17 protein-coding genes and 1 pseudogene are annotated in these 22,196 nt (G+C 66.8%); 4 read left to right on the plus strand and 14 right to left on the minus strand.

Annotation, left to right across the window (positions count from 1 at the left end; genetic code table 11):
- From pdxA to DPV74_RS25180, 3 genes and pseudogenes are all read right to left on the minus strand, one after another.
- Window positions 1-206: pseudogene (gene pdxA, locus DPV74_RS25170) on the minus strand (4-hydroxythreonine-4-phosphate dehydrogenase); the annotation flags it as partial.
- A gap of 11 nt (window positions 207-217) precedes the next feature.
- Window positions 218-1,576 carry a peptidylprolyl isomerase gene (locus DPV74_RS25175; protein WP_119338181.1) on the minus strand — a complete coding sequence of 453 codons (1,359 nt, stop codon included), beginning with the start codon at window positions 1,574-1,576 and terminating at the stop codon, window positions 218-220.
- 51 nt (window positions 1,577-1,627) lie between these two features.
- Entirely contained in the window at window positions 1,628-3,988 is a 2,361-nt protein-coding gene (locus DPV74_RS25180; RefSeq protein ID WP_027789166.1) for an LPS-assembly protein LptD, read from the minus strand.
- Between the two features lie 223 nt (window positions 3,989-4,211).
- Between DPV74_RS25180 and DPV74_RS25185 the strand changes: the two genes are divergently transcribed.
- On the plus strand, window positions 4,212-5,261 hold the full coding sequence (locus tag DPV74_RS25185) for an aminoglycoside phosphotransferase family protein (protein WP_060083101.1): 1,050 nt from the start codon (window positions 4,212-4,214) through the stop codon (window positions 5,259-5,261).
- A gap of 31 nt (window positions 5,262-5,292) precedes the next feature.
- On the plus strand, window positions 5,293-6,012 hold the full coding sequence (murU, locus tag DPV74_RS25190) for an N-acetylmuramate alpha-1-phosphate uridylyltransferase MurU (RefSeq protein WP_059699913.1): 720 nt from the start codon (window positions 5,293-5,295) through the stop codon (window positions 6,010-6,012).
- Window positions 6,013-6,364: 352 nt separating this feature from the next.
- Here the strand turns inward: murU and DPV74_RS25195 are convergent, their stop codons facing one another.
- Window positions 6,365-8,236 carry an ABC transporter ATP-binding protein/permease gene (locus tag DPV74_RS25195; RefSeq protein ID WP_027789163.1) on the minus strand — a complete coding sequence of 624 codons (1,872 nt, stop codon included), beginning with the start codon at window positions 8,234-8,236 and terminating at the stop codon, window positions 6,365-6,367.
- Between the two features lie 173 nt (window positions 8,237-8,409).
- Here DPV74_RS25195 and DPV74_RS25200 point away from each other — a divergent pair, with 173 nt between their 5' ends.
- Window positions 8,410-8,805: an acyl-CoA thioesterase gene (locus DPV74_RS25200; protein WP_027789162.1), complete on the plus strand. Its 396-nt coding sequence runs from the start codon at window positions 8,410-8,412 to the stop codon at window positions 8,803-8,805.
- 47 nt (window positions 8,806-8,852) lie between these two features.
- Here DPV74_RS25200 and DPV74_RS25205 read toward each other — a convergent pair whose 3' ends face one another.
- Entirely contained in the window at window positions 8,853-9,335 is a 483-nt protein-coding gene (locus DPV74_RS25205) for a nitrate reductase associated protein (RefSeq protein WP_027789161.1), read from the minus strand.
- A gap of 115 nt (window positions 9,336-9,450) precedes the next feature.
- On the opposite strand from DPV74_RS25205, the gene fdhD reads away from it, so the two are divergent.
- A complete protein-coding gene (gene fdhD, locus DPV74_RS25210; RefSeq protein ID WP_374708988.1) occupies window positions 9,451-10,293 on the plus strand; it encodes a formate dehydrogenase accessory sulfurtransferase FdhD in 843 nt (280 codons plus the stop codon).
- A 51-nt stretch (window positions 10,294-10,344) separates the two neighbouring features.
- On the opposite strand, the gene DPV74_RS25215 is transcribed toward fdhD, so the two are convergent.
- From DPV74_RS25215 to DPV74_RS25255, 9 genes are all read right to left on the minus strand, one after another.
- A complete protein-coding gene (locus DPV74_RS25215) occupies window positions 10,345-11,112 on the minus strand; it encodes an enoyl-CoA hydratase (RefSeq protein ID WP_027789159.1) in 768 nt (255 codons plus the stop codon).
- A gap of 92 nt (window positions 11,113-11,204) precedes the next feature.
- Window positions 11,205-12,404 (minus strand): acetyl-CoA C-acyltransferase, encoded by a 1,200-nt coding sequence (locus DPV74_RS25220; protein WP_027789158.1) that lies wholly within the window; start codon window positions 12,402-12,404, stop codon window positions 11,205-11,207.
- 26 nt (window positions 12,405-12,430) lie between these two features.
- Window positions 12,431-14,866 (minus strand): 3-hydroxyacyl-CoA dehydrogenase/enoyl-CoA hydratase family protein, encoded by a 2,436-nt coding sequence (locus DPV74_RS25225; RefSeq protein ID WP_021158421.1) that lies wholly within the window; start codon window positions 14,864-14,866, stop codon window positions 12,431-12,433.
- 112 nt (window positions 14,867-14,978) lie between these two features.
- The gene (locus DPV74_RS25230) at window positions 14,979-16,766 is read right to left on the minus strand and encodes an acyl-CoA dehydrogenase C-terminal domain-containing protein (RefSeq protein WP_060174887.1); all 1,788 of its coding nucleotides are present in this window, start codon (window positions 16,764-16,766) and stop codon (window positions 14,979-14,981) included.
- 58 nt (window positions 16,767-16,824) lie between these two features.
- Window positions 16,825-17,424, minus strand: a complete 600-nt coding sequence (locus DPV74_RS25235; RefSeq protein WP_006751498.1) for a TetR/AcrR family transcriptional regulator — start codon at window positions 17,422-17,424, stop codon at window positions 16,825-16,827.
- A gap of 199 nt (window positions 17,425-17,623) precedes the next feature.
- Complete coding sequence (clsB, locus tag DPV74_RS25240; RefSeq protein ID WP_119338182.1) at window positions 17,624-18,898, minus strand: cardiolipin synthase ClsB; 1,275 nt, start codon at window positions 18,896-18,898, stop codon at window positions 17,624-17,626.
- On the minus strand, window positions 18,895-19,389 hold the full coding sequence (gene nudB, locus DPV74_RS25245) for a dihydroneopterin triphosphate diphosphatase (protein ID WP_060083126.1): 495 nt from the start codon (window positions 19,387-19,389) through the stop codon (window positions 18,895-18,897). The genes clsB and nudB overlap by 4 nt, the downstream gene beginning before the upstream one ends.
- Before the next feature lie 159 nt (window positions 19,390-19,548).
- Entirely contained in the window at window positions 19,549-21,351 is a 1,803-nt protein-coding gene (gene aspS, locus DPV74_RS25250) for an aspartate--tRNA ligase (RefSeq protein WP_021158416.1), read from the minus strand.
- A gap of 67 nt (window positions 21,352-21,418) precedes the next feature.
- On the minus strand, window positions 21,419-22,069 hold the full coding sequence (locus DPV74_RS25255) for a DUF502 domain-containing protein (RefSeq protein ID WP_027789155.1): 651 nt from the start codon (window positions 22,067-22,069) through the stop codon (window positions 21,419-21,421).
- Window positions 22,070-22,196: the final 127 nt, after the last annotated feature.

The raw sequence follows: 22,196 nt of genomic DNA on the forward strand, positions 1-22,196 counted from the left end.
GACACCGGCCCGCTGCCGGCCAGCGTGGCCCGGTCGGCGCCGACGGCCGCCGCACGCGCGTCGAGCAGCGCCGCATCGCCGAGCACGGTGAAATGCGCGTCGGGCCAGCGCTGCGCGGCATCACGCAGCGCCTGCACGGTCAGTTCCGGGCCGACCCCCGCGGGTTCGCCGGTCGTGATCGCGATCTGCAGCGCGGGCGTGGTCATCGGAAGCTCGCTCAGTTCGCCGGGCCGACGCCGCCGATCTTGTACTGCACGTACGACGAATCGCGCAGCTCGCGCAGCCAGTCGGCGTACGCCTGCTCGGCCTTGCGCTGGCCGATCGCCTGACGCGCGATATCCATCTGCTGCTGCACCGAACCTTCCGCTTCGCGGCGGCCCAGCACCTGGATCAGGTGATAGCCGTACTCGGTACGGATCGGCTGGCTGATCTGGCCGTCCTGCAGGTTGTTCATCACGCGCTCGAATTCCGGCACGGTCTCGCCCGGGCTGATCCAGCCGAGATCGCCGCCCTGCGACGCCGAACCGTCCTGCGAATACGTGCGCGCGAACTTCGCGAAATCGCCGCCGGCCTCGACCTGGTTGCGGATGTCGGCCAGTTGCTGGCGCGCCTGGCCTTCGGACTTGCCTTCGCCCACGCGCAACAGGATGTGGCGCACGTGCGTCTGGACGATCTTCGGTGCCGCGGCCGACGCGCCCTGGCTCTGGCGACGATCGACGAGACGCACGATCTCGAAGCCGTCCGGCACGCGGATCAGCGTCGGGTTGACCTGGCCCGGGCGCAGCTTCGATGCGGCGTCGACGACGTCGGCCGGCAGCGCGCTCGGCGACTTGAAGCCGAGGTCACCGCCCTTCTTCGCGTCGTTCGCTTCCGAATTGTTCTTCGCGAGCTTCTCGAAATCGGCACCCGACTTCGCCTGCTGCAGCAACGCGTCAGCCTTCTTCTGCGCGGCTTCGATGTCGGCCTGCGGCGCGTTGGTCGGTGCCTTGATGAAGATGTGCTGGAAGCGCAGGTCCTGCTGCTGCGACGCGTTCGGCCCGCGCTGGCTCGCGATGTAGTTCGCGACCTCGGCGTCCGACACGGTGATCTTGCCGTCGACCTCGCGCTCGCGCAGCTTCGACAGCATCAGTTCGGTGCGCGCATCGCTCGTGAAGATGCTCCAGGGCACGCCTTGCGCCTCGAGACGCGCACGGTACTGGTCGAGCGTCATGCCGTTCGCCTGCGCGAGGCGCTGCAGCGTGGACTGTACCGTCGCGTCGTCGATGCGGATCCCGTCGTCCTTGGCCTTCTGCACCTGGATACGCTCGAGCACCATCTGGTTCAGCACCTGCGCGCGCAACTGGTCGGTCGGCGGCACGGGGGCGTTCTGCTGCTGCAGCCGGCGCGCGATCAGGCCGGCCCGCTGGTCGAGTTCGCGGCCGGTGATCACGTCGTTGTTGACGACCGCGACGACTTCGTCGGCGAGCTGCGCACCTTGCGAACCGAGCGCCTGCGCCGCGGCCGGCGCAGAGGCGAGCAGCGCGGCCGCCGCAGCGAGGCTGGACACGACTGCCGCGAAACGAAGGGTTTTCTTCATTGCCACTGGAACTCCATTGAAATCGTGCTGACCGGTGCAGACAAGCCGGCGTTACTCGTAGTTGCTGAAGCGGGACATCGGCGGCGGCGGCGGCGGCAGCGGCGTGTAGCCCGGCACCCCGGCGCGGAACGCGGACACGAGGCCGTTGTCGACGGTCGACAGGCCCTTGAGCGTGAGCTGCATCATGAAGCGCGTCGACGAATTCTGCTGTCCGGACGAATTGATACCGTTCGCCGCCCGCTGCACCCCGACCCCGAGCGCCCAGCAATCCGCGTCGTATTGTAAGCCGACCAGACCGTCGACCACGCGATCGCCGGCGAGATCGTAGTTGAAGCGGCCGATCGCATACAGGCGGCGCGTGAGCGGCCATTGCGCGGACACCAGGAACTGGTTGATCGGCTGGTTGTCGAGCGTGGTGTTCGCACGCGTATAGCGGTAGCCGACGTTGATCACGCGGCGCTCGCCCGGGCTGTAGCCGAAACCGACGCTCGACTTCACGAGCTGGTTGTTGTTCTGGTTGTACTGGAACGCCGTCTCGGACATGAAACCCGAACCGAGCTTCAGCGCGGCCCCGACGATCAGGTCCGAGTGGCGCGCCAGCACCGCACTCTGCCCGGCATTCAGCGTGACGCGCTGATCGGCGAAGTAGTACTGCTGCGCGATCACGAAACGCGCACGCTCGTCGCCGGTGCGCGGATCGATGAAGCGCGACGTCAGGCCGGCCGTGATGCGGTTCGCATCGGCGATCCGGTCGTTGCCGACGAACGTGTTCGGCTGGTAGATCTCCGCGAGGCCGAAGTCCGATTCCGCGGTGTCGAACAGCGGCGCGTTCGACTGGTCGCGATACGGCGTGTACACGTAGTACAGGCGCGGCTCGAGGGTCTGGATGAAATCCTGGCCGAACAGGCGCACCGAGCGGTCGAAGATCAGGCCCGAATCGAAGCTCACGGTCGGGATCGACTCGGTGAAGCGCTTCGGGCTGTTCGGCGTTTTCGACGACAGGTAGTTCAGGTCGTACGACGCGAAGTGGTACTGGACCTTCGGCACGACGAAGTAGCCGGGGCCGTACACGCCGTACGCGATGTACGGGTTGAAGACGATCCGGTCGCCTTCGGTCGCGTCGGCCGTCGTGATGCGGAACCGCGAATAGTCGGCTTCCGCGCCGAAGTCGAAGCCGCCGACGTTGTACTTCGTGTACTTCACGTTCAACTGCGGCTCGCGGCTGTACGGCGCGATCGACGGCGGCAGCGTCTGCCAGTGCTGGTAGCGCGCGAGCACCGACCACGGGCCGTTGTTGTACGTGAGGCCCGCTTCCTGCTGGTACAGCGTCTGCGTCCCGTTGATGAACTGGTTCGACGAACCCAGTTGCTCGGGATACAGATTGTCCGAGACCTTGTTGTAGTAGACGTAGCCGCCGAAACCGCCGCCGAAGTTCTGCTGGTGCTGCCAGTAGATCGCGTAGCGGTTGCGGTGCTCGAGCCGATCATCCGGCAGGTAATTGGCCGTGAATGTGCCCGAATACGACGGCGACAGGTAGCGGAACGTCGCCTCGGTCATCACGCCGCGCCGCGAGATGATGCGCGGCGTGAGCGTCAGGTCGCGGTTCGGCGCGATGTTGAAGTAGTAAGGCAGCGTCAGCTCGAAGCCGTTACTCGAGTTCACCGAGAACGTCGGCGGCAGCAGGCCGCTGCGCCGCTCGCCCGACAGCGGGAACGTCATCCACGGGCTCGCGAAGATCGGCACGCCCTGGAAGAACAGCACGCCGTTGCGCGCGGTGCCTTCGTCGGCGCCCGTATCGAAGTCGAAGCGGCTGCCCTTGATGTACCACGCGGGGTTCGTCGAGCACTGGCACGCGGTATAGGTACCGTTGACGAACACCGAGCGCTCGTTGTCGACCATGTCGACACGCTCCGCGCTGCCCGAGCCGCCCGTCACGTTGAAGTGATACTTCGGCGCCGTCATGAAGCCCTGGTTCGCCTCGATCTTCAGGTGCGCCTCGGGGCCCGCGAACGACGTGCCGGAATTGATCACCCTGACCTGGCCGTACGCATCGGCCATGTCCGTATCCTGATCGTAGTGGATCGCGTCGGCCTTCACGACGGCGTCACCGCGCCGCAGCTCGGCCGAACCCTTCGCGGCGAGATCCTGCTCGGCGGTGCCGCTCGTGTGGTCGGCGATCACGAAGGCGGCCGGCTTCGCGCCCTCCTTCAGCGGGCGATCCTCGAGCTGGGGCGCGAGACGCAGATCCCACGGCGAGTCGAGCGGCTGCGGCTGCGCGGCCGCGCCCGACAGCTGCGCGTACGACACGGCCGGCACGAGGCCGGGCACGGCCAGGAGCGCGAGCGCGAGCCGCCGTTTGCGCGGCACCCCGTCACCGGGGAAAACATTCGGGAATAGCGGTTTGGGCGGCATCTATCGTTTGGCGAATCGCCCCTTGTCAGCCGCGCCGTCGCGGCACATTCGCGCACGGCGGGCCGCGCCGTCGCACCGCGACTGCGGCTGAGCGCAAACCGGGGGGGCGATCGGATGGCGGCGCGACAGGCGGCGGGCCTGCACGGCGGAAAGCTGACGCGGGGTGCGTCAAAAAAGTCGTGGGGTATTATATGGCAAGACGTTCCCCCCTCCTCCGAGTTTCATGACGCCCCCATCCGCCGCATCCCAGCCCGACGCCCGCCTCGAAGCGCTCACCGCGTGGCTGCACCCGCTCGCCGAGCGCTACGCGCTCGACCTGTCGACCCTCGCACCCGCATCGTCGGACGCCAGTTTCCGCCGCTATTTCCGGATTGCGTCGGCCACGAGCGCCGGCGGCACGCTGATCGCCGTCGACGCGCCGCCGCCCGAGAAGTGCCGCGAGTTCGTCCAGGTCGCGCAGCTGCTCGCCGCGGCCGGCGACCACGTGCCGGACGTGCTGGCCCACGATTTCGACGCGGGTTTCATGCTCGTGACCGATCTCGGCCGCACGCCGTACATCTCGGTGCTCGATCCGGCCGACCCGGCCGCCGCGAAACCGCTGATGCGCGAAGCACTCGATGCGCTGATCCGCTTCCAGCTCACGTCGAAACCCGACGTGCTGCCGCCGTTCGACGAGGCGTTCCTGCGCCGCGAGATGGAGCTGATGCCCGAATGGTTCGTCGGCCGCCACCTCGGCAAGCCCGTCACCGACGCGATGCGTGGCACGCTCGACCGCACCTTCGCGCTGCTGGTCGCGAGCGCCCACGCGCAGCCGCAGGGTTTCATGCTGCGCGACTTCATGCCGCGCAACCTGATGGTGTGCGAGCCGAACCCGGGCATCCTCGACTTCCAGGACGCCGTCTACGGGCCGCTGACGTACGACGTCGTGTCGCTGCTGCGCGACGCCTTCATCAGCTGGGACGAGGAGTTCGAGCTCGACTGCTTCGCGTACTACTGGGAAAGGGCGAAAAAGGCCGGCCTGCCGGTCGATCCCGATTTCGGCGAGTTCTACCGCCAGCTCGAATGGATGGGGCTGCAGCGCCACATCAAGGTGCTCGGCCTGTTCGCGCGCATCAATTACCGCGACGGCAAGCCCCATTACCTGAACGACCTGCCGCGCTTCATCGCGTATGCGCGCAAGGTCGCGCTGCGCTACCGCCCGCTCGTGCCGTTCGCGAAGCTGCTCGACGAGCTCGAGGGCAACGCGCCGGCCGACGTGGGCTATACGTTCTGATCGTTCCGACTCTCCTGACACCCGGCCGAACATGAGCAACACCCTGACGACGGCGATGATCTTCGCCGCCGGGCGCGGCGAACGGATGCGCCCGCTCACCGACACCCGCCCGAAGCCGCTCCTCGAAGCGGGCGGCAAGCCGCTGATCGCGTGGCAGATCGAAGCGCTCGCACGCGCGGGTATCGAGACGATCGTGATCAACCACGCGTGGCTCGGCGAACAGATCGAGGCCGCGCTCGGCGACGGGTCGCGCTGGGGCGTACGGCTCGCGTACTCGGCCGAAGGCGAGGCACTGGAAACCGCGGGCGGCATCGCGCAGGCGTTGCCGCTGCTCGAGCGCGACGGACAACCGGCCGTGTTCGCGGCGGTCAGCGGCGACGTGTACTGCGCCTTCGACTACCGGACGCTCGCGCCGCGCGCTGCCCGGATGGCCGCGCTCGACGCGCCGGCGATGCACCTCGTGATGGTGCCGAACCCGCCGTTCCACCCGGCCGGCGACTTCGCGCTCGGCGACGACGGCCGCCTGGCGCTCGACGGCGCCGCGCGCTTCACGTTCGGCAACATCGGCCTGTACGACACGCGGATGTTCCGCGATCTCGCGCCCGGCACGCGACGCGCGCTGACGCCGTACTATCGCGCGGCGATCGAAGCCGGCCGCGCGAGCGGCGAACTGTACGAAGGTATTTGGGAGAACGTCGGCACGCCCGCGCAGCTCGGCGAGCTCGACGCGCGGCTGCGCGCCGCGGGCTGATCGTTTCGCGGCTGGGTGGCTGAGCGGCTGATCGGCTGAGCGGCTGAGCGGCTGAGCGGCTGAGCGGCTGAGCGGCGGTTCGGCGGTTCGGCGGTTCGGCGGTTCGGCGGTTCGGCGGTTCGGCGGTTCGGCGGTTCGGCGGTTCGGCGGTTCGGCGGTTCGGCGGTTCGGCGGTTCGGCGGTTCGGCGGTTCGGCGGTTCGGCGGTCGATACCCCGACTCGTCAACGACCGCGCGACCGACCGGCGCCGGACCAAGCTCCAGGATCCGATGTCGCCGACGCTCCGCCGAGTCACCCGGCCCTGACAGCACCACACCGCCCGTTCCTGCCGCGCACCGCGCAATGCCCGCGCCTACGCGGCCTCGGCCTCTTCCCCGCCCGCCGCCGCGCGCTGCTGCTGCAGCGCCCACATCTGCGCATACAACCCGTCGGCGCGCACGAGTTCGTCGTGCGTGCCTCGCTCGACGATCCGCCCGTGATCCATCACGAGGATCTGCTGCGCGTGCACGACCGTCGACAGCCGGTGCGCGATCACGAGCGTCGTGCGATGCCGCGCGATCTGGTCGAGCTCGTGCTGGATCGCCCGCTCCGAGCGCGAATCGAGCGCCGAAGTCGCCTCGTCGAACAGCAGCACCGGCGGATCCTTCAACAGCGTGCGCGCGATCGCGACGCGCTGCTTCTCGCCGCCAGACAACTTCAGCCCGCGCTCGCCGACCGGCGTGTCATAACCCTTCGGCAAGCTTTCGATGAAATCGTGGATGTGCGCGGCGCGCGCGGCCGCGATCACCTCGTCGCGGGTCGCGCTCGGCCGGCCGTACGCGATGTTGTAGTAGATCGAGTCGTTGAACAGCACGGTGTCCTGCGGCACGATCCCGATCGACGCACGCAGCGAATCCTGCGTGACGTCGCGGATATCCTGGCCGTCGATCCGGATCGCGCCGCCCGCCTGCCGGTCGAGATCGTAGAAACGAAACAGCAGCCGCGACAGCGTCGACTTCCCGGAGCCGCTGTGGCCGACCACCGCGGTCGTCGTGCCCGCGTCGATCGTGAAGGACACGTCGTGCAGGATCGGCCGCGACGCCTCGTACGCGAAATTCACGTGCTCGAAGCGCACCTGCGCGCCGGCGACCGCGAGCGGCCGCGCATCGGGCAGGTCGGCCACTTCCTTCGCGGCCGACAGCAGCCCGAACATCCGGTCCATGTCGGTGAGGCTCTGCTTCAGCTCGCGATAGACGACGCCGAGAAAGTTCAGCGGAATGTACAGCTGCAGCATGAACGTGTTGATCAGCACGAGATCGCCGAGCGTCAGCTTGCCCGCGAGCACGCCCTGCGTCGCGCGCCACAGGATGAACACGAGCCCCGTGCCGATGATCGCCTGCTGGCCGAAGTTCAGCACCGACAGTGAATTCTGCGAGCGGATCGCGGCTTTCCGGTAGCGCTTGAGATTCTCGTCGTAGCGCTGCGCCTCCCACTCCTCGTTGCCGAAATACTTGACCGTCTCGTAGTTGATCAGCGAATCGATCGCCCGTGAGTTCGCGCGCGAATCGAGTTCGTTCATCGTGCGGCGGAAATGCGTACGCCAGTTGGTGACCTTCACCGTGAACACGATGTACGTGACCAGCGCCGCGAACGTCACGTACGCGTAATAGGCCTCGTACTTGACCACGAAGAAGCCGAGCACGAGCCCGACCTCGACGAGCGTCGGCAGGATGCTGTACAGCGAATACGAGATCAGTTGCTGGATGCCGCGCGTGCCGCGCTCGATGTCGCGCGACATGCCGCCCGTCTGGCGTTCGAGATGGAACCGCAGCGACAGCCCGTGTAGATGCCGGAACACCTGCAGCGCGAGCTGGCGCACCGCGCTCTCGGTGACCTTCGAGAACAGGATCTCGCGCAGCTCGGTGAACAGCGACGTCGACAGCCGCACGAGCGCATACGCGACGACCAGCAACCCGACGCCGCCCGCGAGCACGATGCCGGCCGACTGTTCGGCGCGGCCGAGTGCGGTGATCTGCTGGACGTAGGACAGGTGGTCGACGATGCGCTTCATCACGACCGGCACGCCGAGGTTCGCGACCTTCGCGCCGATCAGGCAGCCGAGCGCGAGCGCGACGCGCCATTTGTAGGTGGTCAGGTACGGCAGCAGCGACCGGATGGTCTGCCAGTCGTTGCGGGGCCCGGTCGAAGCCGGCGCGGGCTCGCCGGAAGCAGGAAATCGGCGCATGAGGGGAAGGATCGGCGGCGGTGCCGGGCGCGTGATCGGCGGCCGGCTCGCTCACTTTCTCGTACAATTTGCGAACGTTGTATTGTCGCAGAAGCCGCTTCGCGCCGCTGCCGGCGCCCTCGCCGGCCGGCCTGCGCGCGGCGGCATGTTTCTTACAGGATGAAAGCCCCGCCATGACCGATTCGACCCTCGAACTCCCGCAAAAACAGCCCGCGCTGCGCGTCGTCCCGCAACCGCACGACGCGAACGTCCACGGCGACGTGTTCGGCGGCTGGATCATGTCGCAGGTCGACATCGCCGGCTCGATCCCCGCGAGCCAGCGCGCGAACGGTCGCGTCGCGACGGTCGCGGTCAACTCGTTCGTGTTCAAGCAGCCGGTGTTCGTCGGCGATCTGCTGAGCTTCTACGCGACCATCATGCGCACCGGCAACACGTCGATCACGGTCGACGTCGAGGTGTACGCGCAGCGCATGCGCCTGATGGGTGAAATCGTGAAGGTCACCGAAGCGACGCTCACCTACGTCGCGACCGGCCCCGACCGCAAGCCGCGGCAACTGCCGCCGCTCTGACGGACGAGCGCCGAACGGCGCTCCCCCTCCACCCGGCTGCGGCCACCTCAGTGCGTGGCCGTCAGCCCGAACTCCCGCATCGCGGGCAGGAAATCGTGGTTCAGCTTCGGCTTGCGCGACAGCTTCACCAGCACGTAGCGCTGGAACGGCGCAAGCCGCTGCCACTGCGCAAGCCCGGGCGCCGTCAGTCCGGCCAGCGCGCTCTGCTGCACGAGCGACTCCGGCACGATGTCGGTGGCGCGCCAGGCCGGCTGCTCGTCCGGCTGGAACCACGAGGGCTCCAGATCCGCGTGCGTACGCAGCATTTCGAACAGCGCGTGATCGAAGTTGGGCTCGATCGCGGTGTCGTCGTCGGCCGGAAAGCGTGCGAGCAGCTTGCGGTCCTCGAGCGGCAGCAGTTGCCACTGCTCCAGCGAAATCCGCAGACCGAAACGGTCGAGATTGAAACGCACGATCATCGGGATGTACGTGAAGTTTTCCGACGATTCGTGTTCGAAGGCGAATAGCAGTGGAGCGTCGCTGAGTCCCATGATCGTTACCTGATGTGGCGGATGCCGGCGCGGCCGGCTTGCCTGGGGTATTTTAGAACCTCTGCGTGCGGGCGGCGGATACGAATGCCGCCGCCCGCGCGCCGAATCAACGGGAGTGCTCGTGAATCCGACCGAATCCGGTGAAATGCGCGACGAACCGCGCGGCGCGATCGAACTGTCCGTACGCCGCACGCGCGGCGGCGCCGTCGAAACCGCGCACGACTACGTGGGCCAGGAATGGCCCGTCGCCCTCGTCTTCAACGGCATCTCGCACGCGGTGATGATGTGTACGCCGTGCGACCTCGAAGCGTTCGCGGTCGGTTTCGCGATCTCGGAAGGGATCGTCGCACGCGGCAGCGACATCAAGGACATCGAGGTGATCCTGCACGCCGACGCCCCGCTGCCGCATGCGGAAGTCCACCTGGAGGTCGTCCAGCAGGCGTTCGCCGCGCTGAAGGACCGGCGCCGCGCGCTCGCGGGGCGCACCGGCTGCGGCGTATGCGGGATCGAAAGCATCGACCTGCTCGACCTCGCGCCCGAACGCGTGCCCGATACGGGCTTTCTCGCGCGCCTCGCCCCCGACGCGCTCACGCGCGCGGCGCAGGCGCTGCCGGCGCATCAGGCGCTCACGCGGCTCACGGGCGGCCTGCACGCGGCCGCGTGGTGCGACGCAACAGGCGCGATCCGGATGGCGTTCGAGGACGTCGGCCGCCACAACGCGCTCGACAAGCTGATCGGCTCGCTCGTGCTGTCGCGCGCCGACCCGACCGACGGCTTCGTGTTCCTGTCGAGCCGCGCGAGCTACGAGCTCGTGCGCAAGGCCGCACGGGTCGGCATCCCGATGGTGGCGACGATCTCCGCGCCGTCGTCGCTCGCGATCGAAATCGCGAAAGCAGCCGACCTGCGGCTCGTCAGCTTCTGCCGCGAAACCGGCCACGTCGACTACGGCACGGCCTGATCGCGTTCGCGGCGGCGCGCCGGCGAGCCATCGCCGGCGCGGCCTGCTCCGTCAGTCGAACTGACGGAAATCCGGCTTGCGCTTCTCGAAGAACGCCGTCATCGCCTCGCGCGCTTCGGGCGCGCGCAGCATCGCGGCGAAGTGGCCCGCCTCCTCGGCCATCCGCGCGGACGTCGCCACACCGCCCGTATCCTTCAGCAGCGCCTTCGTCACGCGCAGCGACGCCGCCGGCAGCGCCGCGAGCTTCGCCGCCTGCTTCGCCGCGAACGCGTCGAGCTCGGCCGCCGGCAGCACGCGGTTGACGATGCCGATCCGGTGCGCTTCCAGCGCGTCGAACGCCTCGCCGAGCAGCAGCTTCTCGGCGGCGACCTGATGGCCGGCCAGACGCGGCAGCAGCACGCTCGACGCGGCTTCCGGGCACAGGCCGAGCTGCGCGAACGGCAGCGAGAACGTCGCGGTGTCGGCTGCGTACACCAGATCGCAGTGCAGCAGCATCGTCACGCCGACGCCGATCGCGAGGCCCGGCACGGCGGCCACGATCGGCTTGCTCGCGGTGCTGATCCGCGCAAGGAACTGGAACACCGGAGCGGTGTCGTCCTTCGGCGGCGCCTTCATGAAATCCTCGAGATCGTTCCCCGCGGTGAAATTGCCGTCGCTGCCGCGCAGCAGGATCACGCGGATCGCCTTGTCTTCCTGCGCGTCGGCGAGCGCATCGGCCATCGTCTGGTACATCGCCGCCGTCAGCGCGTTCTTCTTCGCCGGGCGCGAGATTGTGATCGTCATCACGCCTTCGGCGCGTTCCACTTGAATTTCAGCCACAACCGTCTCCTTTGACTTTCCTCTACCGGAACGAAAAAACGGTGCGCAAGCTTGTGGCCCGCGCACCGTCGTCGCTTTGCGTCGTGTCCTGCTTACAGGCGTTCGATGATGCCCGCGGCACCCATGCCGGTGCCGACGCACATCGTGACCATCCCGTACTTCAGGTTACGGCGGCGCAGGCCGTGCACGACGGTCGCCGCGCGGATCGCGCCGGTCGCGCCGAGCGGGTGGCCGAGTGCGATCGCGCCGCCCATCGGGTTGACCTTCGACGGGTCGAGGCCGAGATCGCGCATCACCGCCAGCGATTGCGCGGCGAACGCTTCGTTCAGCTCGATCCAGTCGAGATCGTCCTGCTTCAGGCCGGCAGCCTTCAGCGCGGCCGGAATCGCTTCCTTCGGGCCGATGCCCATGATTTCCGGCGGCACGCCACGCACCGCGAAGCTCACGAAGCGCGCGAGCGGCGTCAGGTTGAATTCCTTCAGCACCTTCTCCGACACGACGAGCAGCGCACCCGCGCCGTCCGACGTCTGCGAGCTGTTGCCGGCCGTGACCGAGCCCTTGTTCGCGAATACCGTGCGCAGCTTCGCGAGGCCTTCGAGCGACGTGTCCGCGCGCGGACCTTCGTCGAGCTTGATCTCGCGCGTCTTCACGTCGACTTCGCCGGTCGCGAGGTTCGGGAAACGCTCGGTGATCGTGTACGCGGCGATCTCGTCGTTGAACTCGCCGGCCTGCTGCGCGGCAAGCGCCTTGCGGTGCGATTCGACCGAGAACGCGTCCTGGTCTTCGCGGCTCACCTTCCACTGCTCGGCGACGCGCTCGGCCGTCAGGCCCATCCCGTATGCGATGCCGAAGTCTTCATTGCGATCGAAGATGTGCGGCGACATCGACGGCTTGTTGCCCATCATCGGCACCATGCTCATCGATTCGCAACCGCCCGCGAAGATCGCGTCCGATTCGCCGACGCGGATGCGGTCGGCCGCCATCGCGAGCGCCGTGATGCCCGACGCGCAGAAGCGGTTGACCGTCACGCCGCCGACCGTCTGCGGCAGGCCCGCGAGCAGCGCGCCCATCCGCGCGACGTTCAGGCCCTGTTCGGCTTCCGGAATCGCGCAGCCGATGATCGCGTCCTCGATCAGCTTCGTGTCGAAGCCCGGCACCTGCGCAACCGCCGACTTGATCGCGTGGACCAGCAGCTCGTCCGGGCGCGTGTTCTTGAAGACACCGCGCGGGGCCTTGCCGATCGGCGTGCGGCTGGCGGCGACGATGTATGCGTCTTGCAATTGTTTGCTCATTTGAGACTCCTTGCCTTATCGCTCGCTCAGTTACGCACCGGCTTGCCGGTCTGCAACATGCCCATGATCCGTTCCTGCGTCTTCTGCGTGCCGAGCAGCTCGACGAACGCACGGCGCTCGAGCGCGAGCAGCCACTGCTCGTCGACGAGGCTGCCGGCTTCGACGTCGCCGCCGCACACGGCTTCGGCGATGCGGCTCGCGATCAGGTAGTCGTGGTCGCTGATGAAGCGGCCGTCACGCATGTTGACGAGCGATGCCTTGATCGTCGCGATCGCCGAGCGGCCCGCGACCGGCACGTCCTTCGCACGCAGCGGTGCGCGGTAGCCGGTGGCGGCCAGCGCACGCGCTTCCTTCTTCGCGGTGTCGAGCAGTTCGAACACGTTGAAGACGATCGTGTCGGACGGCTTCACGTAGCCCATCGCACGTGCATCGTGCGCGGAGGCCGAGACCTTCGCCATCGCCGCGTTCTCGAACGACTTCGTGACGAACTTCAGGATGTCGGTGGTCGCGTTCGCGGCCGTCGCGGCGTCCGCTGCGCGCAGCGCCGCTTCCTTCAGGCCGCCGCCCGCCGGCACGAGGCCGACACCCACTTCGACGAGGCCGATGTAGCTCTCGACGTGGACGACGCGCTTCGCGCTGTGCAGCATCAGCTCGCACCCGCCGCCGAGCGCGATGCCCGACACGGCCGCGACGACCGGCACGTTCGCGTACTTCACGCGCAGCATGCCTTCCTGGAACTTCTTCACGAACGGCTCGATACCCTTCGCGCCGCCCATCATGAACGCGGGCATCGCCTCTTCGAGGTTCGCGCCGGCCGAGAACGGGCCGCCCGGCGTGCCGAGCTTCAGCGACGTCGGCTGCCAGATCACCACGCCCTTGTAGTCCTTCTCCGCGAGTTCGATCGCCTGCACGAGGCCGTCGATCACGCTCGGTCCGATCGTGTTCATCTTCGACTTGAACGACACGATCACGACGTCGTCTTCACCCGCACGATCGTCGACCCATGCGCGCACCGCGTCGGTCTCGAACAGCGTCTTGCCGTACGTCTTCGGATCGGCACCCGCTTCGCCGAGCAGCGGCGCGCGGAATACCTGCTTGTCGTAGACCGCGAGGTCCGAACGCGGCACGAAGCGCTTCGCAGCCGGTGCCCACGAGCCTTCGGCCGTGTGCACGCCGCCCTTCTCGGCAACCGCGCCTTCGAGCACCCACGACGGCAGCGGCACGTTCGCGAGCGCCTTGCCGGCCGCGATGTCTTCCTGCACCCACTCGGCGACCTGCTTCCAGCCGGCGGCCTGCCAGCCTTCGAACGGGCCTTCGTTCCAGCCGAAGCCCCAGCGGATCGCGAGGTCGACGTCGCGCGCGTTGTCGGCGATCGATTCGAGATGCACGCCGATGTAGTGGAACACGTCGCGGAAGATCGACCACAGGAACTGCGCGTGCGGATGGTCCGTCTCGCGCAGCAGCTTCAGGCGTTCCGCCGGCGGGCGCTTCAGGATGCGGCCGACCGTTTCGTCAGCCTTCGCGCCCGAGTCGACATAGGTGCCCGTCTTCGCGTCGAGCACCTTGATCGCCTTGCCTTCCTTCTTGTAGAAACCGCCGCCCGTCTTCTGGCCGAGCGCGCCCTGCTTCACCAGTTCGGCGAGCACGGCGGGCGTCTGGTAGACCGGGAAGAACGGATCGTCGGCGAGGTTGTCCTGCATCGTCTTGATCACGTGCGCCATCGTGTCGAGGCCGACCACGTCCGCGGTGCGGAACGTCGCCGACTTCGCGCGGCCGAGGCGGCTGCCCGTCAGGTCGTCGACTTCGTCGAAGCGCAGGCCGAACTTCGCGGCCTCGGTGATCACCGCGAGGATCGAAAAGATGCCGACGCGGTTCGCGATGAAGTTCGGCGTGTCCTTCGCGCGCACGACGCCCTTGCCGACGATGCTCGTCAGGAAGGTTTCGAGCTGGTCGAGGATCTCCGGGCGCGTATGCGCGGTCGGGATCAGCTCGACGAGGTGCATGTAGCGCGGCGGGTTGAAGAAGTGCACGCCGCAGAAGCGCGACTTCAGCTCGTCCGAGAAACCTTCGGACAGCTTCGTGATCGACAGGCCCGACGTGTTGGTCGCGAAGATCGCGTTCGGCGCGATGTGCGGCGCGACCTTCTTGTACAGGTCGTGCTTCCAGTCCATCCGCTCGGCGATCGCTTCGATCACGACGTCGCACTCGGCGAGCTTCGCGATGTCGTCTTCGTAGTTCGCGGCTTCGAGGTATTTCGCGTCGTCCTTCACGCCGAACGGCGCGGGCGACAGCTTCTTGAGGTTCTCGATCGCCTTCAGCGCGATCGCGTTTTTCGGGCCTTCCTTGGCCGGCAGGTCGAACAGCAGCACCGGCACGCGCGCGTTGATGAGGTGCGCGGCGATCTGCGCGCCCATCACGCCGGCGCCCAGCACGGCGACCTTGCGAATCAGGAAATTGCTCACGGGATGTCTCCGGATAGTGTCGTGCAGCGCGGAGGTTGGGGCTGCACGGAGAAGTGAGTACCAGGAACCGATGCATCCGGGCGGCGCGCCTCGCGCCCCGCCCGGACTCGCATCAGAACAGCGATTCGTCGACTTCCATCAGCGTCTTCGAACCGGCGCGTGCGGCGCGGATCGTCGACGCCGTCTCGGGCAGCAGGCGCGCGAAGTAGAAGCGTGCCGTCGCGAGCTTCGACTTGTAGAACGGATCGCCCGACGCTTCCTTGTCGAGGGCGAGGCGTGCCATGCGCGCCCAGAAGTACGAGAACACCAGGTGGCCGACGGTGCGCAGGTACGGCACGGCGGCGGCACCGACTTCGTCGGGGTTCTGCATCGCCTTCATGCCGATTTCCATCGTCAGCTTCTGCACCTTGTCGCCGATGTCGGCGAGCGGGTTGATGAACTCGGCCATTTCCGGCTTCACGCCTTCGGCTTCCGCGAATTCCGTCACGAGCTTGCCGAACTTCTTCAGCTTCGCGCCCATGTCGCCGAGCACCTTGCGGCCCAGCAGGTCGAGCGACTGGATCGAGTTCGTGCCTTCGTAGATCATGTTGATCCGCGCGTCGCGCACGTACTGCTCCATGCCCCACTCGGAGATGAAGCCGTGGCCGCCGTAGATCTGCATCGCGTGGTTGGTCGACTCGAACGCGTTGTCGGTCAGGAACGCCTTGATGATCGGCGTGAGCAGCGCGACGAGATCGGCCGCTTCCTTGCGCACCGCTTCGTCGGCGTGCGACAGTTCCTTGTCGATCTGCAGCGCGGACCAGTACGTGAACGCGCGCGCGCCTTCAGCATAGGCCTTCTGCGTGAGCAGCATGCGACGCACGTCCGGGTGCACGATGATCGGGTCGGCCGGCTTGTCCGGTGCCTTCGGGCCCGTCAGCGAACGCATCTGCAGGCGTTCCTTCGCGTACGTAAGCGAGTTCTGGTACGCGACTTCCGTGAGGCCGAGGCCCTGCATGCCGACGCCGAGACGCGCGGCATTCATCATCACGAACATCGCGTTCAAGCCCTTGTTCGGCTCGCCGACCATCCAGCCCTTCGCACCGTCGAGGTTCATCACGCACGTCGAGTTGCCGTGGATGCCCATCTTGTGCTCGATCGAGCCGCACTTGATGCCGTTGCGCTCGCCCGGTTCGCCCGACGCGTCCGGAATGAACTTCGGCACGATGAACAGCGAGATCCCCTTCGTGCCCTGCGGCGCGTCCGGCAGGCGCGCGAGCACGAGGTGGATGATGTTCTTCGACATGTCGTGCTCGCCGCTCGAGATGAAGATCTTCGTGCCGCTGATCGAGTACGAGCCGTCGCCGTTCGGTTCGGCCTTGGTGCGCAGGATGCCGAGGTCGGTGCCGCAGTGCGGCTCGGTCAGGCACATCGTGCCCGTCCATTCGCCCGACACGAGCTTCGGCAGGTATTGCTTCTGGAGTTCCGGCGCGCCGTGCGCGTGCAGGCATTCGTACGCGCCGTGCGACAGGCCCGGATACATCGTCCATGCCTGGTTCGCCGAGTTCAGCATTTCGTAGAGCGCGTTGTTCACGAACGCGGGCAGGCCCTGGCCGCCGTAGTCCGGATCGCAGCCGAGCGCCGGCCAGCCGGCCTCGACGTATTGCTGGTAGGCCTCCTTGAAGCCGGTCGGGGTCTTCACGACGCCGTCGCCTTCATACGTGCAGCCTTCGCGGTCGCCGACCTGGTTCAGCGGGAACAGTACCTCGGAGCAGAACTTGCCCGCTTCCTCGAGGACCTGGTTGATCGTGTCGGCGTCGAGGTCCGCATGCTTGGGCATTTGCTTGACTTCGGCTTCGACGTTCAGAAGCTCGTGCAACACGAATTGCATGTCGCGCAGCGGCGCGGCGTACTGTCCCATGACTCTCTCCAAAGGTGGGCAAAACGGCTCGAGCTCCTGGCGGGCGGATCACGCGCCGCTAACGGCTCTCGCTCTGATACGAAACAATCGTCTTTTCCAGCGCGGCCCACGTGAGGCGCACGGCATCCGGCGAATGCAGGAAACGTGCGTCGTGATGCAGGCCGAGCGTGAAGCTGTACAACTCGAAGAGCATCAGGTCCGGATCGGTATCCGCACGCAGATGGCCTTCTTCCTTCGCCTGCGAAATGGCCCGCAGCATCGCGGCACGCCAGGCCGTCACGCTCGCGATCAACTGCTCGCGCACGGGGCTGTCAGGCCGGTCGTCGTACTCGACGGCCCCGCTGATGTAGATGCATCCGGTCGTCACCTCCTGGATGCGCTTCTCCGTCCAGCGGGCCAGCATCGCCCGAAGGCGCGGCAAGCCTCGCGGCTCGCGCAGGCTCGGAAAGAACACCTCGTTTTCGAAACGATGGTGATACTCGCGGACGACCTCGACCTGCAGGTCCTCGCGCGATCCGAAGTGCGCGAACACGCCGCTCTTGCTCATCTGCATGCGCTCGGCCAGCAGGCCGATCGTCAGCCCCTCCAGCCCGTCACGGCTGGCGAGGTCCAAAGCAGCTTCAAGTATCGCGGCACGCGTCTGTTCGCCTTTTCGCATAGCTATTTCTGTAACCGTTCGGGGGTTCGAATAAAATCGAACGGCCGTACTATTATTGAGTGCGGCCGCTCGCGAAACAAGGAAATTATTAGAAACCGGTGTCTAACCGAGCCGCTATTTTGCGCGATTCCGGCGGGACCGGAGCGGCTTTTCCGCACGAACGTGCGGACAGATTTTTGAAGCGAACGCTTAGTCTGCGTCAGTCGTAACCACCGACCGTCAGCGCCTTCATCACGACACGATACGCCGTATAGGCAAGCCAGTTCAGCATGCGCTCGATGCGCGGGCGCGCGGCGAATCGGGCGGGGTCGATTTCCCGGCCGTCGGCAAACGCGGCCGCGATCGCGTCGCGCAGTTCGTTCGTGACAGCATCGTAGCGCACCAGCACGACATTCGCCTCATTGTTCAACATCAGGCTCAGCGCGTCCAGATTCGACGAACCGACCGTCGCCCAGTTGTCGTCGATCACGGCCACCTTGCCGTGCAGCATCGTCTTGTCGTACTCGGCCACGCGCACGCCCGCGCGCAGCAGCGCGTGATACAGGAACGGCACGGCCGTATCGAGTGCCGCGAATTCCTTGCGGCCGATCAGGATCCGCACGTCGACACCGCGCCGCGCGGCGCCCGCCAGCGCACGGCGCAGCTTGCGCCCCGGCATGAAGTACGGATTGGCCAGCAGGATCCGCTGGCGTGCCTGGCCGATCGCCGCGAGATACGCCTTCTCGATCGCGCGACGGTTCACGACGTTGTCGCGCGCGACGAACGCGACGCTCGGCTCCGTCACGACCCGCAGCGCGCCGGCCTTGATCCAGCGATGGCTGCGCATCCAGCGCCGGAACATGTCGGGGAACGCTTCCCCGCCATGCAGCCCGGCTGCATATTGCGCATACGGCTTGTGGCCGAACATGATCCGGTGCCACTGCAATTCGAACGCGGCGCGCACGTCCGACACTGCGGGCCCCGCCATCTCGACCGCGAAATCCCAGCGCGGAAACGGCAGCGTCGCGCCGCCCTGCGCGTAGTCGTCGACGATATTGATGCCGCCGCAGAATGCAACCGCGTGATCGATCACCGCGAGCTTGCGATGCGTGCGCGAGAAGCCGAAGCGGCCGAACAGGAAACGGTTGTAGATGCAGTGCTCGACGCCGGCCGCCACCCACGTGTCGAACAGCGGCAGGCGCGCGGTGCCGATGCCGTCGGTGATCACGCGCACGCGCACGCCGCGCTGCGCCGCGCGGATCAGCGCGTCCGACACCGGCCGGCCGGCCGCGTCGTCGCAGAAGATGTAGGTTTCGAGCATCACCTGCTCGCAGGCGGCATCGATCCGCTCGATCAGTGCCCGGAAGAATGCGCCGCCGCCCTCGCACAGCCGCACGGTGTTGTCCGACGTAAAGGCGAGCCGCGACGCGGAACCGCGTTCCTGCAGGAACATCTGCCGCAATTGCGCGAAGCGCTTGCGGGCTTCCGCCGTCATGCGGACGAGCCGTGCGGCGCGCGCGAGAGTGCCACGCGCGCGGGCAATTGCAGGATCGCCTCGGCATTCGACGGCGAGAAGCAGCGCGCGGCCGCCTCGCGGAACGGCAGCCACGCATGGTCGACGTGCTCGCGCGGCGACAGCGTCACGTCGACGCGATGCGGCACGCACAGGCCGAACCAGTGCTCGGTGTTGCGCGTGACGCCCGGCGCATAGCGGTGCAGGTATTGTGGATAGATCGTGTACTCGATCCGGTGGCGCCAGTCGACGAGCGCGCTGGCCGGCACATCCGCGGTGCCGACCACAATGCCGGTTTCCTCGGCCACTTCGCGCGCGGCGGTGACCGCGAGCGGCTCGTCGAGCGCGTCCTTCGAGCCGGTCACCGATTGCCAGAAATCGGGCTGGTCGGCACGCTTGATCACGAGCACATCGAGGTCGGGCGTGTAGATCACGACAAGAACGGATTCGGGGATTTTCGGCGGCTTCGTCATCTTTGTTTCATGCAGCACGGGGCCGCGCGCCGGGCACAGGCTCCGAACGGGCGGCAAGTGCTGCGACTGTACCGCAAAAAACGAAAAAGGCGCATCGCAGCGCCTTTTTCATGAGCGTCGTGTGCGCGCGAACGCACACACGACCGGATGCGAAGCGCGTTACGCCTTCGGCTGCTCCGGCTGACGCAGGCGGATGTGCAGTTCGCGCAGCTGACGCTCGTCGACCGGGCTCGGTGCCTGCGTGAGCAGATCCTGCGCACGCTGCGTCTTCGGGAACGCGATCACGTCGCGGATCGAATCGGCGCCGGCCATCATCGTGACGATGCGGTCGAGACCGAACGCGATACCGCCGTGCGGCGGCGCGCCGTACTGCAGTGCATCCAGCAGGAAGCCGAACTTGAGCTGAGCCTCTTCCGCACCGATCTTCAGTGCACGGAACACCTTGCTCTGCACCTCCTCCTGATAGATACGCACCGAGCCGCCGCCGATTTCCCAGCCGTTCAGCACCATGTCGTAGGCCTTCGCGAGGCAGCGGCCCGGGTCGGTCTCGAGGTACTCGAGGTGCTCGTCCTTCGGGCTCGTGAACGGGTGGTGCGCAGCGACGTAGCGCGCATCTTCGTCGTCGTATTCGAACATCGGGAAGTCGACGACCCACAGCGGCTTCCAGCCGGCCTGGACCAGACCGTTCGCCTTGCCGAACTCCGAATGGCCGATCTTCAGGCGCAGCGCGCCGAGGCTGTCGTTGACGACCTTCGCGCGGTCGGCCGCGAAGAAGATGATGTCGCCGTCTTCAGCGCCGGTGCGCTCGAGGATCGCCGCGATCGACGCGTCGTGCAGGTTCTTGACGATCGGGCTCTGCAGGCCGTCACGGCCCTTCGCCTTCTCGTTGACCTTGATCCAGGCGAGGCCCTTCGCGCCGTAGATGCGCACGAATTCGGTGTAGCCGTCGATGTCGCCGCGCGACAGCTCGCCGCCCTTCGGCACGCGCAGCGCCGCGACACGGCCGTCCTTCGCGTTGGCCGGCGTGCTGAACACCTTGAAGTCGACGTCCTTCATCGCGTCGGTCAGCTCGGTGAACTCGAGCTGCACGCGCAGGTCCGGCTTGTCCGAACCGAAACGCGCCATCGCTTCCGAGTACGGCATCACCGGGAATTTCGCGTCGAGTTCGACGTCGATCGTCGTCTTGAAGATGTGACGGATCATGTCTTCGAACAGGTCACGGATTTCCTGCTCGCCGAGGAACGACGTTTCGCAGTCGATCTGCGTGAATTCCGGCTGACGGTCGGCACGGAGGTCTTCGTCGCGGAAGCACTTGGTGATCTGGTAGTAACGGTCGAAGTTCGCGACCATCAGCAGCTGCTTGAACAGCTGCGGCGACTGCGGCAGCGCGAAGAACTGGCCCGCGTTCACGCGCGACGGCACGAGGTAGTCGCGTGCGCCTTCCGGCGTGCTCTTCGTCAGCATCGGCGTTTCGATGTCGATGAAGCCCTGCTCGTCGAGGTACTTGCGCGCTTCGATCGCGACGCGGTAGCGCAGGCGCAGGTTGTGCTGCATCTGCGGGCGGCGCAGGTCGAGCACGCGGTGCGTGAGGCGCGTCGTTTCCGACAGGTTGTCGTCGTCGAGCTGGAACGGCGGCGTGACCGACGCGTTCAGCACGTTCAGTTCGTGACACAGCACTTCGATCTTGCCGCTCTTCAGGCCGGCGTTGACCGTGCCGTCCGGACGGTTGCGCACGAGGCCCTTGATCTGCACGCAGAACTCGTTGCGCACGCCTTCGGCGGTCGCGAACATTTCCGCGCGATCCGGGTCGCACACCACCTGCACGAGGCCTTCACGATCGCGCAGGTCGATGAAGATCACACCGCCGTGATCGCGGCGGCGCTGCACCCAGCCGCACAGCGACACGGTTTGGCCCAGCAGGTGTTCGGTCACGAGACCGCAGTATTCAGTACGCATCGACATGATGTTTGCTTTCGTTCGGTTTGATCAACGGGCGCCGCAACGCGCGGCCCGGGCGATGATTCTTTACTTACAGCGGCGGCTCGACGGGGCGGCGCGCAGGCGCCGGAACCGGCGCCGGGGGCGCCACCACGCCCATCGAGACGATGTACTTGAGCGCGGCATCGACCGACATGTCGAGTTCGATGACTTCGCTCTTCGGCAGCATCAGGAAGAAGCCCGACGTCGGGTTCGGCGTCGTCGGAATATAGACGCTCACGTATTCTTCCGTCAGATGATTGAGCACGTCGCCGCCCGGCGTGCCGGTCAGAAACGCGATCGTATACGAGCCGCGACGCGGGTATTCGATCAGCAGCGCCTTGCGGAACGCATTGCCACTGCTCGACAGCAGCGTGTCCGACACCTGCTTGACGCTCGTGTAGATCGGCCCGACGACCGGGATGTGACGCACCACGGCGTTCCACCACGTGACGAGCTTCTGGCCGATGAAGTTCCGCGTGGCCAGCCCGACGACGAAGATGAACGCGAGCGTCAGCACCGCGCCGATCCCCGGCAAGTGGAAGCCGAGCATCCGCTCGGGCTGCCACGATTCGGGCAGCAGCAGCAGTGTCTGGTCCATCGTGCCGATGATGAGACCGAGCACCCACAGCGTGATCGCGAGCGGGACGAGAACCAGCAGGCCGGTCAGAAACACCGATTTCAGGGTCGTCTTTTTCATCATCTGCCGTCAATGAACCGCGCCGGCGGCGCGGGTTGGTCGCAGCCCGGCCGGGCCGCGACGGTCAACTGCTGGCGGCGGGCGCGGCTGCCGGGGCAGGCGCAGCGCTCGTCGTCGTGCTTTCGGAACT

This window comes from Burkholderia sp. HAN2018 (assembly GCF_024704855.1).
Lineage (GTDB): Bacteria > Pseudomonadota > Gammaproteobacteria > Burkholderiales > Burkholderiaceae > Burkholderia > Burkholderia cepacia.